The organism is Altererythrobacter sp. GH1-8 (assembly GCF_043702085.1).
GTDB lineage: Bacteria > Pseudomonadota > Alphaproteobacteria > Sphingomonadales > Sphingomonadaceae > Erythrobacter.
Map to the genome: position 1 here is coordinate 1,729,854 of NZ_CP171690.1, position 13,344 is coordinate 1,743,197.

The 13,344-nt window shown below is 58.4% G+C and carries 11 protein-coding genes and 1 pseudogene; 3 read left to right on the top strand and 9 right to left on the bottom strand.

Going from position 1 to position 13,344, the window contains the following annotated elements:
* Positions 1-84: 84 nt before the first annotated feature.
* Positions 85-1,299: a type II toxin-antitoxin system HipA family toxin gene (locus ACG9DO_RS08435; RefSeq protein WP_173214040.1), complete on the bottom strand. Its 1,215-nt coding sequence runs from the start codon at positions 1,297-1,299 to the stop codon at positions 85-87.
* Positions 1,296-1,919 (bottom strand): helix-turn-helix domain-containing protein, encoded by a 624-nt coding sequence (locus tag ACG9DO_RS08440; RefSeq protein ID WP_173214042.1) that lies wholly within the window; start codon positions 1,917-1,919, stop codon positions 1,296-1,298. The genes ACG9DO_RS08435 and ACG9DO_RS08440 overlap by 4 nt, the downstream gene beginning before the upstream one ends.
* Positions 1,920-2,268: 349 nt before the next feature.
* Here ACG9DO_RS08440 and ACG9DO_RS08445 point away from each other — a divergent pair.
* Positions 2,269-2,901 (top strand): annotated as a pseudogene (locus ACG9DO_RS08445) (tyrosine-type recombinase/integrase).
* 119 nt (positions 2,902-3,020) lie between these two features.
* Here the strand turns inward: ACG9DO_RS08445 and ACG9DO_RS08450 are convergent.
* The 4 genes from ACG9DO_RS08450 to ACG9DO_RS08465 all read right to left on the bottom strand — a co-directional run bounded on the left by ACG9DO_RS08450 (position 3,021) and on the right by ACG9DO_RS08465 (position 8,509).
* On the bottom strand, positions 3,021-6,125 hold the full coding sequence (locus ACG9DO_RS08450; protein WP_173214044.1) for an efflux RND transporter permease subunit: 3,105 nt from the start codon (positions 6,123-6,125) through the stop codon (positions 3,021-3,023).
* Positions 6,115-7,101, bottom strand: a complete 987-nt coding sequence (locus ACG9DO_RS08455; protein ID WP_173214046.1) for an efflux RND transporter periplasmic adaptor subunit — start codon at positions 7,099-7,101, stop codon at positions 6,115-6,117. Before ACG9DO_RS08455 ends, ACG9DO_RS08450 begins: the two co-directional genes overlap by 11 nt.
* Positions 7,102-7,211: 110 nt before the next feature.
* Positions 7,212-7,625, bottom strand: coding sequence for a hotdog fold thioesterase (locus tag ACG9DO_RS08460; protein WP_173214048.1), 414 nt, complete (start codon positions 7,623-7,625; stop codon positions 7,212-7,214).
* Positions 7,622-8,509 (bottom strand): alpha/beta fold hydrolase, encoded by an 888-nt coding sequence (locus ACG9DO_RS08465; protein ID WP_007163783.1) that lies wholly within the window; start codon positions 8,507-8,509, stop codon positions 7,622-7,624. The genes ACG9DO_RS08460 and ACG9DO_RS08465 overlap by 4 nt, the downstream gene beginning before the upstream one ends.
* 77 nt (positions 8,510-8,586) lie before the next feature.
* On the opposite strand from ACG9DO_RS08465, the gene ACG9DO_RS08470 reads away from it, so the two are divergent.
* Positions 8,587-9,060, top strand: a complete 474-nt coding sequence (locus ACG9DO_RS08470; RefSeq protein WP_173214050.1) for a MarR family winged helix-turn-helix transcriptional regulator — start codon at positions 8,587-8,589, stop codon at positions 9,058-9,060.
* Positions 9,061-9,241: 181 nt separating this feature from the next.
* On the opposite strand, the gene ACG9DO_RS08475 is transcribed toward ACG9DO_RS08470, so the two are convergent.
* Positions 9,242-9,877, bottom strand: coding sequence for a S24 family peptidase (locus ACG9DO_RS08475; RefSeq protein ID WP_173214052.1), 636 nt, complete (start codon positions 9,875-9,877; stop codon positions 9,242-9,244).
* A gap of 303 nt (positions 9,878-10,180) precedes the next feature.
* Positions 10,181-10,312 carry a DUF6961 family protein gene (locus ACG9DO_RS08480; protein ID WP_371815550.1) on the bottom strand — a complete coding sequence of 44 codons (132 nt, stop codon included), beginning with the start codon at positions 10,310-10,312 and terminating at the stop codon, positions 10,181-10,183.
* Positions 10,313-10,421: 109 nt separating this feature from the next.
* On the opposite strand from ACG9DO_RS08480, the gene ACG9DO_RS08485 reads away from it, so the two are divergent.
* Positions 10,422-10,631 (top strand): hypothetical protein, encoded by a 210-nt coding sequence (locus tag ACG9DO_RS08485; RefSeq protein ID WP_173214054.1) that lies wholly within the window; start codon positions 10,422-10,424, stop codon positions 10,629-10,631.
* 4 nt (positions 10,632-10,635) lie between these two features.
* Here ACG9DO_RS08485 and ACG9DO_RS08490 read toward each other — a convergent pair whose 3' ends face one another.
* Positions 10,636-13,338: a conjugal transfer protein TraG N-terminal domain-containing protein gene (locus ACG9DO_RS08490; RefSeq protein ID WP_173214055.1), complete on the bottom strand. Its 2,703-nt coding sequence runs from the start codon at positions 13,336-13,338 to the stop codon at positions 10,636-10,638.
* Positions 13,339-13,344 lie beyond the last annotated feature (6 nt).

Consider the following 13,344-nt stretch of genomic DNA (forward strand, 5'->3'; position numbering starts at 1 on the left):
ATGTGCAAGATTTTCTGACGAATTGGGCCCGGCAGTTGGTCCAGGTGGTGCTTACGCGCGAACGATCGGATTTCGGAACCGCTCTCAGATCGCAAGAGTCTTGCGATGCCTTTCGATCGCGCTTCGCACATGATCGGGGAAGGGGAGGTGTCCGCTTTCGCTGCTCCAGGCGTCATCAAACCGTGCAACGACATCCTTTGCTGTCGCGGTGATCAGCCTGGCAGGCAGCCGAGCTCTATCGGCGATCGCCTCGAGTTCATCATAGGTGTAGGACGCCCACTCGCGCGAGCTATGAAACTTGAGTGCAGCATCGTCGCCCGGGATATAGGCGAGCGTCGAAAGCAAGTCATAGGCAGGTGCAAGCAGCGCGTTGCGCCTATCCGGATAGATCAACGACCAGTTCTTGAGGTGCATGTCGCCATTCCCGATCAGCACCGAGTAGGTGAGCCGGCGGACGAATTCGACCACGCTTTGCTCGTCGGTTTCGATCGCCAGCACACTGAGGATCTGGCGGTAGCTCGCATTCTCGTATTTATCGTCTGCAAAGACACCGAACACCTGGGCGAAGTCTTCGGTGTGCACTGGTCCTTCTTCACCCCGGTCAAAGCGCCGGATGGCAAAAGCGGACTCTCCGTAACGGGTGATACCTTCGGGTATGCCATCGATCTGATCGAGGGGCACAAGGTCGATTTCAGGTACGTCGATCCCGATCTTTGCGGCCAGTTTCATCGCCGCGAATTCTGCCTCGGGCACGTCCGGATGTCTTGCAGAGGGCAGCTTGACGATCCAGTCGCCGCCGCTGCCTGTGACCGGGATCGTCAGTCCGCCATTCTTGCCCTGGGCTTTGATCGCCGAGAATTTGAGTTGCACGCCGGCAAGCGAGAAGCGCAGCGCGCGCTCTGCCTGCTTCTCCACCACTTCTGCATCGGGCTCGTCGGCCTCCGTTTCCTCGGCGTCGACGGCGATGGCGCGCACTGCGCCTGGAAGATCGTGCCCGAGCTGTGCGAGAAGGTGGTACTCGCGCACGGCTTTTACGCCCGCGCGGCGGGCGAGGTAGTCGCGAAGCGTGCCTTCGGGAAGGAGGTTGGAGAAGAACGGCTCGATTTTCGTTCGATAGCTGCGTGTGTCCGCAATGATTTCGCCATTCGCATCCTTGTAGGCGAGCGACAGCGTTGGCCGATTTTGGTCGGCAAGGTAGACCTCGTCGAATGTGAAGATGCTCGCATCTCCATCGAGGCGCGCAATCGTTCCAACGCGCGTCTTACCCAGAAAGATATCGAGAGCCGCTGCGTCGATCATGTGGCGTCGTCCTCAAGCCGGTAAGCAGGCCGTCTCGGGGCACTATCTCGATCGATTGCGTGGACCTGCAGGTTTCTGACGCGCTGGAGGGCACGTGTGGATGCCGCGATCTGTTGGGCGAACTTCTTCGTTCCCTCTTGCTGTTCAAGCGCCCAGCCGAAGTCCTGAAAATGTTTTTTCAGATGGGCGACGGGCTGCAAGGCCTGCTGGATGGCCTTGAGCGTTTCGGGATTGAGATTAACGGTCGGGATATTTTTAAGTGCGCTTTGCAGCTCATTCACCTCGGTGATGCTCGGATAGGTCTGCCGTACTCGCTCGGCGAACCGGTTGGTTTCAGCAATCGTTGCGAGCGCTCGACTTGCCTCGCTTCTTTCGCGCTGTGAGCGCACAACGCCTTCGATCGCCGGTATGGTCCTTCGAGGCACAAGCTTCAGCTCGAGGTCGAGCGCGCGCGCTATTTCGACAAGGCTGGAAATCTGTAGGTCTACACTCCCGCCTTCGATCTTGGAGATATGGCTTTGGGGCAAACCTACCCGTTCACCCAGCTGTTTCTGGGTAAAGCCCTTTGCTATCCGAGCCGCTTTGATGCTTGCGGCGATGTCTTCGATTGCCGTGCTCATAAATATAGTTCTGCATATGTTGATCGACGTTTATATGTTTTAGCATATACAAAGGTTTCTCAAAAAGCAAGAGAAATCTGTAGCGACATATATGGCTGACTAATCATATGTCATTGCATATCATGGACGGAGATTGACGGGCATAAAGCGCGAGCAGTCGTCACTTCGCAGAACCATTTTCGGATTTTTTCTCCCGATCCTTCGATGACAGAGCTTTCGCCCAGAGGCCTGCCGATTAGTCAGGAGCGCGAACGGCGGCAATGCGCCCCAATGTCGGACGTAGCCATCCGAGATCTTAGCTCCCGAAAGCGGACATTCTCTGCGGCCATTCCGGCCAAGGAGAATGACAATGACCTATTCACAATTTGATCCTGCTTCTCAAAACCGAGTGCCTTGGAACTTCGGTGCTAAGATCGGTCCCAAGCGTCCATTCAATCAAAAGCAGATTTGGGCGATCCGTTTCTTTCTTGATCGCGAGGAGCGCATAAGAGACCGCGCTCTGTTTGACTTGGCGATCGATAGCAAACTGCGAGGCTGTGATCTCGTCGAGCTCAAAATCGGCGACCTAGTCAGCGGCCCGGAAATCCGGACGCGAGCAACAATCACGCAGCGCAAAACAGGTCGACCTGTTCAGTTTGAGATCGCATCAGATGCGCGTGCAAGCCTGTTTGCGTGACTCGAGCTCAGATGTGGTGACGTGGAGGACTTCGTCTTCCCGAGCAGAGTTGATCAAACACGCCACTTGAGCACGCGACAGTACGCGCGGCTTGTTGATGAGTGGGTGACGGCTATTGGCTTGCGTCCTGAGGAATACGGCACCCACTCACTGCGCCGGACCAAAGCTTCAATCATCTACAAAGCCACAGGCAACATACGTGCAATCCAGATACTGCTCGGTCATTCCAAGATCGAGAACACCGTGCGGTATCTTGGTGTCGACATTGAAGATGCTCTTACTCTCGCTGAGAAAACTGAGATCTGACTGGAGTTGGGCGCTGATCTCAAATGGCCCAGCGTCCGCTTCTGGAGGTGAATGCGGACAATGCTTGTTCTACCCTGCGCCGATCACAAAACCGGTAACGGTTGAGCCAACGCTTCGACCTAGGACGGTCCATGCAAGAGCGAGGATCGAAAGTTGCTCACGAGCTTCCGCAAATCCGAGGCTGCCGCATAAGCTGCGGGTATCACCAACAATGTCAGGAAGGTAGATGTCGTGAGACCGCCGATAATGATGAATCCCATGGGGTTTCTCCATTCCGCAGCGTCTGACTGTGCCAATGCGACGGGCATCATTCCGAAAACGGCAGCCAGCGCGGTCATGAGGACTGGTCGCAGCCGTTCCGGCGCGGCATCGCGCATGGCCGCAGCAGCATCTTTGCCAGCATCGCGGAACTGGTTGGCGCGATCGACAAGCAGGATGCCGTTTTTCATCACGATACCCATAAGCGCAATCATGCCGATTTGCGCAAACAAGCTCATTTCCTGACCTGCTGCCCACATGAGAAAATACGCGCCCGAGAAGGACAGCGGCGCGGTGAGCATGATGATGATCGGTTGCCCGAAGCTGTTAAACTGGCTTGCGAGGACAATGTAGAGTGCGACAATCGCTAAGATGAAGGCAAAGATAATGGCCTCGCTCGTTTCAGCGAGGCGGCGCGCTGTGCCTTCCATTTGGGTAGACAGTCCAGCTGGCGGTGGGTTGGCGGCAAGCAAGCCCTCTAAATCCGAGACGGCCACGCTCAACGGAACACCCGGCGCGGTATTGGCGAGCACCGAAATCTGGCGCGATCGATCAATGCGTTCGATTTCTGCGGCGTTCAGCGTGACATCAATGTCGGCAATTGCTGCCAAATCGACCAGACTGCCCTGCGCTGTCCTGAGGGGCAGCGCCTCTATGTCGCTCAATCGCTGTCGCTCGCTTTCCTCCAACCGGACCCGAACGTCGTAGCGGCGTCCACCCGTCTCGAACGTCCCGGCATCGCTCCCGCCTACGAGTGTCCGCGAAGCTGCCGCAAGGTCGCGCGCAGAAATACCGAGATCCGCCGCCCGATCACGGTCGAGCGCGATCTGCAACTCAGGTCTGCCACCCTCATATGTGGAGCGCACGTCTACGAAATCAGATCGCGCGGACAGCTCGCTTTCGAGCCATTGCGCGTAGCGATTGATTGTGGCGGTATCCGGCCCTGTGATGATCAGCTCTATCGCGGTCTGTCCGACCCCGGCACCGGAAACCCACGGGACTTCCTCCACCGCGACTTGGCGTGCCTTCGGGACTCCGTCGAGTGCTGCCTGGCGTGCGAAGGTCATTATATCGTCTTGCGTCACGTCGCGTGACCGTTTGTGCGAAAGGCCGACATAGATATCGAGCTCGTTGATCTTTGGATTGGTCCCGCTGCCCGCACTGACAAAAACGAGTTCGACTTCGGGATTTTCGCGCAGAGCGGCATCCACCTGCTGCGCTGCATCCTTTGCCCCGGCTATCCCTGTGCCGAGCGGTAGCTTGATCGTGACGAGAAATTCCGAGCGGTCCGTAGTGGACATGAATGTGCTGGGCACGAGCGCCGCAAAAACCCCCCCCACGAATACGCTGGCAAGGGCGCCGCCTAGTACGACGTAGCGGCGGCGGATCGCCCAAGATACGAGCCTTTCGTAGCGTTGTCGCATCCCGACATGGAATCGCTCTATGCGTGCGAACCAGCCGCTCTCCTTTTCTTCGGGACGCAGCAACCGGGCCGAAAGCGCGGGTGTGAGCGTGAAGGCAACCAGCATCGAGACGCTGACGGAGAAGACGATTGCAAGACCGTATTGAAAGAAAAAGCGGCCAACTATTCCTTCCATAAACGCGATTGGCACGAACACTGCCAAAGTCGCAAAAGTTCCAGCCAGAACAGCCAACGCAACCCGCTTAGTGGCTGCGTGAGCCGCTCCAGTTGCGTCAGCACCTTCATCGACATCATTTTGAACTGCTTCGACGACGACGATCGCGTCATCGACCAGCAGGCCGATAGCGACCGTCAGCGCTAACAAAGTGACCATGTTGATCGTGAAATCGAACGCCGCAAAGGCAATGAAGCTTGCGACTATCGAAGTGGGGATCGCCAGCAATACTATGATCGTAGCGCGCCAACTGAGAAGGAAAAGGAATGTCACCGCGACCACCAGAACCACGGCAATTAACAGGTCGAACAGCACGTCTCCGATGGCCTGTTCGATGAAGCGAGAAGTGTCGCGCGCGATGACGAAGGTGACGCCTTCTGGTGCCGAAGCTCGCAGCTCCTCAATGTCGGCGCGGATGTGTTCGGCGACGGCGACTGTGTTCTCACCGCTTTGCTTGCGGACTTCAAGAACAACGCCTGGTTCACCGTCGAGCTGAGCATAACTGGCCTCGTCTTCAATCGAGTCTTCTACCCGCCCGACGTCGCCGATCCGAACGGTTTGGCCATTGGGTCGATAGGCGATGGGTATGGCCGCGAATTCTGCCGCGCTATCCGCTTCGGCGAGTATGCGGACACCGAATTGGCGCGCGCGCCCCTCGGTGACCAACCGACCACCCGGCAGTTCGGAGTTCTCGCGCTGAATTGCGCCGAGTACGTCGTCCGCAGTCACTCCGCGAGCGCGCATCGCGGCTGCATCGAGCCAGATACGCATTTCCCGCTTGCGTCCGCCGACCAGCTCGACTGAACCGACGCCGGGGACGCGCTGTAAACGCTCCTTGACCTCCTCGTCTGCGAAAGCGGTCAAGTCACGAGCGGGCATGTCCCCCGACATGAGAACCGAGAGAATAGGCGCGGCATCGGGATCGACCTTTTCGATGACCGGTGATTCGGAATCGGCAGGCAGATCGGCTCCAAGCCGCGACATTTTGTCGCGCACCTCCTGCGCTTTCACATCGGCATCTTCCTCGAGTTCGAATTCGAGATTGACGATGCTCACACCCTCCGCACTGGTCGACCGCATCTGACGCAATCCCGCAATGGTATTGAGCTGTTCCTCGACAATGTCGGTAACTTCGGTCTCCACGGATGCGGGCGAGGCGCCAGGAAGCGCCGTCGTTACTGAAACGTATGGAAACTCCACCTTTGGGAAAAGGTCGACGCCGAGCCGATTGAACGAAACAAGTCCCAGCACCACGAGCGAGGCGATCAGCATCGTAGCGAAGACGGGGCGCCGGATCGATACGTCAGCGAGCCACATATCAGTCTGCATCGCTCATTTGGCGGGACTCTACTGTTTCACCGTCACGCAAAGTCGAAGGCGGATCGAGGACCAATTCATCCCCTGCGGCCAAGCCTGAAAGAATGCGCACCCGATCAAGATCGATGCTCTCGAAAGTAACTTCGCGCCCATGTGCCTTCCCGTTTTCAACAATGAAAACGTGCGCGGCAGCACTATCGCCACGGATTGCGGTTCGAGGGAGGATTATCGCCGAAACGGGTGGGACGTTGATTTCAGCGCGAGCCCCCAAACCTGAGCTGATGCGATAATTTGGATTGGCAATCGGCAGCCGCAATTCGACCATCCGGCTCTCAGGGTCGACCCGGTCGTTGATAATATAGACTATGCTATCAATCGGCTCGTCGAACCCTTCGATGTAGACGCGAGCGGGCATATTTCGCCGAAAGGCGTCAACATATTCCTGTGGCGCGTTCACGATGGCGGCGACCGTTCCGAGCTCCTGCAATTGGAGCGCTGCTGATTGACCGCCCATCGAAAAGCGGTTGTTGAGGTAGACCCCTTCATCGACCAACCGAGCGGTAACAACGCCATCGTAAGGCGCTCGCGTGATGGTATCAGATAACGCTTGCTGCGCGGTGCCGAACACTGCCTGAGCCTGCGTTTTTTGCGCTCGTGCAACGGCAAGTTCCGTTTCGACCGCATCGACCTGCGCGTTTGATACAAAACCCTTAGGTGCAAGCGCAATAACGCGCTCGTAGCGCCGTTCTGCCTCGATCGCTCGGGCGCTAGCTAGATCGACGGCGGCCTGCGCTTCGGCGACGCGCCGCTGGTAATCAGCCTGACGGATACGAAAGAGTGGTTGGCCCCGCGATACCCTGTCGCCGACCTTTACGAAAATGCGCTCAACCGGCCCCTCTGCGAGCGCTCCGATCGAACTGCTTTGCTTGGCTGCAATGGTGCCGAATGCTTTTACTGGTTCTGCGAGCAATTCGGGTTCGACGACCATTGTCTGAACTTTGCGCGGACCTGACTGCGCGTCTTGCCCCGCCTCGCTTCCGTCCACGCCACCTGAGCATGCAGCAAGAGCCAAACAGAAAGCCGTTAGGGTGGCGCGCGCTAACATATGTAGGCACCCCTGCCGCTGGCGATCAGTTTGCCGTCCGGTCCAACTATCCGGCTTTCGGCAACCGAGATTTGCCTTCCGACCTTGACCACCTGACCCGTCACAATGAGGGGCCCAGAAGTCGCCGGGCGATGATAATCAACGCGCAGGTCGGCTGTCACCTTCGCTGTCACACCTTGCGACAGCAATGTGTAGAGCCCTGTGAGGTCAATCAGCGATGCCAGCACGCCGCCATGAGCTGAACCGATCATCGGGTTCGAGATAATCTCTTCGCGCCACGGCATTTCGAGCTCAATCTGCTCGCTAGAATACGATTTTACCGTCAGACCGAGCCATTGATGAAACGGAGCAATCCGCAACAGCTCATCAAGACGTTCGCAATCGATTGGACCGTGCTCCTTGCTCATGCTGTAGTTCCTTGGGGAGAGTGATGGCGGGTCAGAAAATCGAGGATCGCTTCCGAAAAGGCGTCGTTGGCGTCTCCCACCACCATATGCGTGGCATCTGCGATGTCGGAATATTCGGTGTTCGGGACCAGGTCGCGCAAATGCGCCACCGCCTCTTCGGAAACCAGATCGCTCGATCCGCCGCGAATGAGATGCACTGGTAACGAAAGCCGACTGGCCGCATCGCTCAGCGCATCGAATTGCCGATCCTGATGAGCCGGATCGCTTCGCTTCGTGGTCATGATGTTACGGATAAAGGCCGGGTCCCAGTGCCAGTAGTAGCGGCCATCATCCTTTTTGCGCAGGTAGCGCCGCAGTCCCTCTCCAGCCCCGCGCTTGCGGCGATGCGGCATGTACCTCGCGATGATTCCCGCCGCTTCTTCAGGTGAAGAAAAGCCGGTATCGACATGCTGTTCCATGAAACCGACCACACGCATCACGCCGCCCGGCTCCATGCGCGGGGCAATGTCTACAAGGGTCAGGGAAGCGAAAGTGTCTGGCGCGAGATAACCCTCGGCGATGATCCCGGCCAGTCCCCCCAGCGAAGCACCAACGAGTGCTGGTTTGCACTCCATGCCTGATGCAATCGCTACAAGATCGGAAGCGAAGTCGCGAATATCGTATGCTCCGCTCGCAGCCCAATCGCTCTCGCCATGACCGCGCATATCAATCGCAATTGTGCGGTAGCCAGCTTCGGCCAAATCACCTGTTACGCGCTTCCACGCACGGCGCGTCTGCCCGCCGCCATGTGCGAGCAGGACGGGCATGGCGTTGTCGCCACCAATCACTTCTGCGGCAAGGGAGAGTCCTCCCGCTCCATGAATTTTGGTGGTCAAAATCTCCATATCGCAAGCCACTATATTGTAAATTGATTTACAGTAAATGACTTTATCTAAGTCGATGCTGTGTTAAGGTGCCTTGCATGGCAACAAAGCTCGACCACGATCCCGATGAAAAAGCGGCGCCATTCCTGACCGATCAAGACCGGTTGGTTTTTCTGTTGGAAGAGCTCACGCGACGATTGCGCCGTACCTTCGATTCCTCACTCGAGCAGTTTGGACTCACCCGCACCCAGTGGCGTGCGTTAGCCTATCTCTACCGGACACCCGGCATGACCCAGACCGAATTGGCCGGTCAATTGGAGCTGGAGCGGGCAAGCATCGGGCAAGCGATCGACCGGCTAGAAGAATTGGGCTTGGTCGAACGGCGCAGCGCCAAAAACGACCGCCGTGTGTGGCAGGTGCACCTGCGATCCGCTGCAATCGACTTGCTTCCGAAAATGCGAGTCGAAGCGGATCAGGTCTATGCGCGCCTGCTCACAGGAATAAAGGACGAGGACTTGGAGGCATTCAAGTCTACTTTGGCCGCAATGCAGCGCAATTTGGGCGATGCCTAAAGGGCCCAGCGGTCGCCGCGAGAGAAGGTAACTTTACCAGCTGTAGTCGACGCCAACGCCGAAGAATGGCGGTAATTCCAATTACCCATCTATATCCGCAATTGGGTCGGAGGCGGAAGGTCCGCTTTTTGCGAAACCAGCGCCGAAAGCCGACCGTCAACTAACGGCCCAAGTCCTGCCGCTACAAGGCTCGGCCAAACCAGATAACCCGGCCCACCACGTGAACTTCCGACCGATCCATGTCGTGCCAGGTAGGGTAAGCCGGATTGTCGCTGGCAATGGTGATCTGCCTACCATTTGGCTTGATAGCGATCCGCTTCACGACGAGGGTATCATCAGAACGAAGGACGTAGATCCCGTCTCGCAGTCGCGAGCCGTGATCTGAAGCATCGACCAGAACCTCGTCACCATCACTGAGAGTGGGCTCCATCGAGTCACCCTTGACGCCGACGATCGACAGGCTGGCGCTCTTGGCCGAAGTCAGGTGCCGCAGCCACCGCTCATCGAACCCGAACCGGGTGTGTGCAGTCTCACTAGCAGCTACCGCGCCAAAGCCGGCGGATGCCTCCACATCGAGTACGGGGATCTCGACCATGCCATCGGTGACCGGATTAGCCGGACCACCGAGCACTTGCTCGTCGACACCGAAGAAGCAGGCAAGCGTCTTTCGATCCTCGTCATCGAGCTTTCTTGGAGAGCCGCGCCTGATGAACTGTTGTACATAAGCGGGATTGCGGCCGAGCAGCCGCGATATCGAGGCGTAGCCATATCCGCCCTTGAGAATCAGCCGGTCGAGCTCTTCCCTGACATGTTCCATCTGTCTGTCCTTCGAATCTCAATCGTAGGAATTTTCCTAGACTCGCGGATATGATCTTACTAAGAACATAACAGGAACACAAGGGATTTGCGAGTCGGAGCGAAAGGGTCATGACCTTGCTGGAACGGATCGAAAAGCATCTGAAAGATCATCATATTTCGGCTACACGCTTCGGCAGGCGCGCAGTCGGTGATCCTCGATTCGTACTCGACCTCCGGCAAGGACGAAGGCCGCGTCGACGAACGCTAGAGCGGCTGGAAGCCTATCTGCAGTCAGTCGAGGCTGGAGATCCCAACAGTTCCATCAGGAATGGGACTTGCGCGCGGCAAGTTGCTCATAGCGACGGACCACAACCTGCCAGAGTCTTGCCCCGTTCTGCTCGCCGTCCTCGCATAGCTGATCGATCTTCGACGCAATAAATTTTCGAGTCTGCAGGCCAAGATAGCGTTCTCGCTTTCGTGATGCTTCTTGTCTATTTTATCAGCGATCTGTTGGGACGATTTAGAGGTGAGAGCGCCGATTTACCACTGAAGGAGAATGAGCGATGAGCGATCCAGACAACAATCCCACTGGTGGCAAGCAGGACTGGGAAGGTCTTCGTGAAGTCGACCGGGCCATCGCCGAGAACCGTCTCACTTCCTACACCTGGAAAAAGACTTGGGCTGACCCTTGGGGACGGCTCAAGTTGATTGCGATTTTTGCTGCATTGGCAGCTTTTGTCGTGTTCGTAATTGTGCACGACGTCATCCTTTAGCAGCCTACCATTCCTTAACATCGTCTGCCGCTTCGGCCGAGGCTCCCTTCGCATCGCGGGTCTTGCCATCGAGGTAGCCTTTCACGGTCCCGATCCGTCGATCTCCCTGTTGCTGCACCCGATCGACATCACGGGCGATGTCTTCACGTTCGCTGGACGGGGCGCTCAGGCTTCCCGGCACACCGTCAAGCCGCACTGATCCCCGGACGCTCTCGGCGCTGCTCGCCGAGGGCCGAGCGATGGACGCAGAGGCCGGCAAGACCAGGTCGCCCGAGATCTCGGCATTGAGCTGGTCCGCATAGCCTTCGACGAACCGCGCCTGAAGCTGCTGGCCCCGCACGCTCATCTGGAAGTCGATGTCGTCAAAGCGCACCGGACCGTAGTAATCCCGGTTAGCCTCGATCTCCGCCATGCCCCATTCGCGATAGGCCTGGCTGAGGTTGAGAGTGCCTGCGGCATTGGCACTCTCGTACCAACTCGCCTGGTTCTCGAGGCGGCTGGCGATCTCCTCGGCTCGGCGCGCTTCGCGGGTATAGCTCTGCGCTTCGGTGATCGACGTGGTAATCCCGGCCGAGCTGCTTGACACCAGCGCCTCCGAACTCGAACTCGTTTCGCGCAGGAAGCCTTCGCGCGTGCTCGACCAGCTGCGACTGTCCGAGATCTGGCTCAGCGCGCCCATGATGCGCGAGCGATCCTCGGAGGCGATCCCGATATCACTGTCGGTCCAACTCTGGTTGCGTCCTCCCTTAACACCTATGCTCGCCGAGCCAGCGCCTTTTTCTCCCTTCAGTCCTAGAGCGCCATCCCCGTTCAAGAACCAAGATACGGTGATGTCATCGGCCGCGCGGCGCGACAGCCCGAATTGCTGCTGAAGTGTCTTCGAGGCGTTGTCGACCTCGCTGAAGGCGCTGCCGATGCTGTCGCTCGTTGACGTGCCACTGACGCTCTCGTTCGAGCGCGAGCGGGTGTACGCATCGCGTAGCTCGCTGAAGCGGGTGACAGCCGAACTCGTCGACTGCTGGGCAAGGTTCGAGAAGGTCTCGCTCTGGCCGCGGCTCTGGCTCGCCATGGTCGCAAGCCGGCTCGAGAAGTCCTGCCCGAGTGTCGGGGTGAACGGATAGCTCGAGGTCGGCACGGTGGCGAATTCGGCTTGAGGGAAGCCGGTGGTCTGGGTGCCGTTTTCGCTTGTGGCTCGCGTCTGCGCGGCGCCGTAGCCAATGTTGGGAGCGAGGCTGGCTTGCGCAAACTGCCGCGAAAACACGTTCGAGTTCTCAAGGCTGGTATTCCCGAGCGAAACATTGCCGGTGCTCGCTTCGCGCGCCGCCTCTTCTGCCGCGTTCTGGCTCGGATTGAGGTAGCTCGTTGCCTGGCCCGATATTGCGAGCGCGCCCCTGGCGACGCCGCCTGCAAGGAACGGTATCGATGCGACGAGGTAGCCGGCCAGGATCCCGATATCGTTGTTGACGTCGGTCATGCCGGAGAAGGTCGCGAGGCTGAGCCCGCTTGCGCCGCCCGCTGCCGCCACATCGCTCGCGCCCTTGAGCATCAGGATCATGTGCAGGATGACGAACAGCGGCCCCCAAGCTGCCAGATAGAAGAAGCCCGTGACGTATCCTTTGAGCGCGATCGGTCCGGTCTTGGGCATCAGGAACAGTGGGAAGAGCACCGGAAAAAGCGCGTAGAATACGACCGTCAGGACGACATTGAGGATCGGGACCCACTTCATCGCGTTATGCGCGATCGAAGAATAGGTCCGTTCGGTCTGGATATCGGCGCGGGTCAGCGCGAACACATCGACGCTCGATGCGCCGCTAGCTCCGGCAAATCCATGCATCGCCTGGTTCATGGCGTTGATGGTCAGAACTTGGCGGAAGATGCTGCTTGCATCCTTCGAGACGCCGGTGAGGTATTGATAGGCAATCGGCAGGTCGGCGATGAGCTTGGCCTTCGCGAGCGCTTCGGTCTGCCGGGGGTAGAGCTGGCGCCCGGCGACCTGTGTCATCTCATCGATAAGCCCGGCCCACTGGTTGGAGAGCGCAGTGTATGCTTCGCGGCAGGTGATGATCGTGGCCGTGACGCTATCGTCCGCCTGCCGGGTGAGGAAGCGCTGCGCACGCGCGGCACTGCCGGGCGCAATGGTCGCCCAGATATCGTTGCTCTCCGACAATTCCTTCATCGAGTAGCGACCGAGCAGCAGGTCGTAGAATACGCATTGACGGACATGTTCGTCGAAATTGGCGGCAAATTCGGGGTCGGCAATGCGCAGGGACCGCGTCGCTTCGAGCAGGCGCGCGCCGTAAATCATGCCGTTCTTCGAATAGTTGAGATCGTCGGGAAGGCCGAAGACGAGCTCGGCGGAACGGGTTAGGTAGTCGCCCGCTTGGCTGGTAAAGCTTGCCATGAGCGCTAGGCCCAGCGGGACATTGGCGACCGTGGCCGGTGCAAGGCTCGGATTGACGCGGTCGGTGACCTGCACATCCATGCGCGGAACCATCAGGCACATGTAGATGAGAGTCGCGCCGAGGAACCAGTTGAGCCAGGCGCGCCAGTCCTGGTTGAACGCGACGACAATGACCGCAAGCGCCATGCCCAAGACCAGCGCCACCTGGATCAGGCTCTTGTAGCCACCGGCCCCGGTCCACGCGGCGACGGCGTTCAAGACATTGACGATGTACTCACCGCCGCCGGTTGTGAAGATTTCGACCATGGCGCT

Coding starts and splice junctions, on each gene's coding strand:
- ACG9DO_RS08435 (WP_173214040.1), bottom strand. CDS start 1,299: ATGATCGACGCAGCGGCTCTCGATATCTTTCTGGGTAAGACGCGCGTT.
- ACG9DO_RS08440 (WP_173214042.1), bottom strand. CDS start 1,919: ATGAGCACGGCAATCGAAGACATCGCCGCAAGCATCAAAGCGGCTCGG.
- ACG9DO_RS08450 (WP_173214044.1), bottom strand. CDS start 6,125: ATGCAGACTGATATGTGGCTCGCTGACGTATCGATCCGGCGCCCCGTC.
- ACG9DO_RS08455 (WP_173214046.1), bottom strand. CDS start 7,101: ATGGTCGTCGAACCCGAATTGCTCGCAGAACCAGTAAAAGCATTCGGC.
- ACG9DO_RS08460 (WP_173214048.1), bottom strand. CDS start 7,625: ATGAGCAAGGAGCACGGTCCAATCGATTGCGAACGTCTTGATGAGCTG.
- ACG9DO_RS08465 (WP_007163783.1), bottom strand. CDS start 8,509: ATGGAGATTTTGACCACCAAAATTCATGGAGCGGGAGGACTCTCCCTT.
- ACG9DO_RS08470 (WP_173214050.1), top strand. CDS start 8,587: ATGGCAACAAAGCTCGACCACGATCCCGATGAAAAAGCGGCGCCATTC.
- ACG9DO_RS08475 (WP_173214052.1), bottom strand. CDS start 9,877: ATGGAACATGTCAGGGAAGAGCTCGACCGGCTGATTCTCAAGGGCGGA.
- ACG9DO_RS08485 (WP_173214054.1), top strand. CDS start 10,422: ATGAGCGATCCAGACAACAATCCCACTGGTGGCAAGCAGGACTGGGAA.
- ACG9DO_RS08490 (WP_173214055.1), bottom strand. CDS start 13,338: ATGGTCGAAATCTTCACAACCGGCGGCGGTGAGTACATCGTCAATGTC.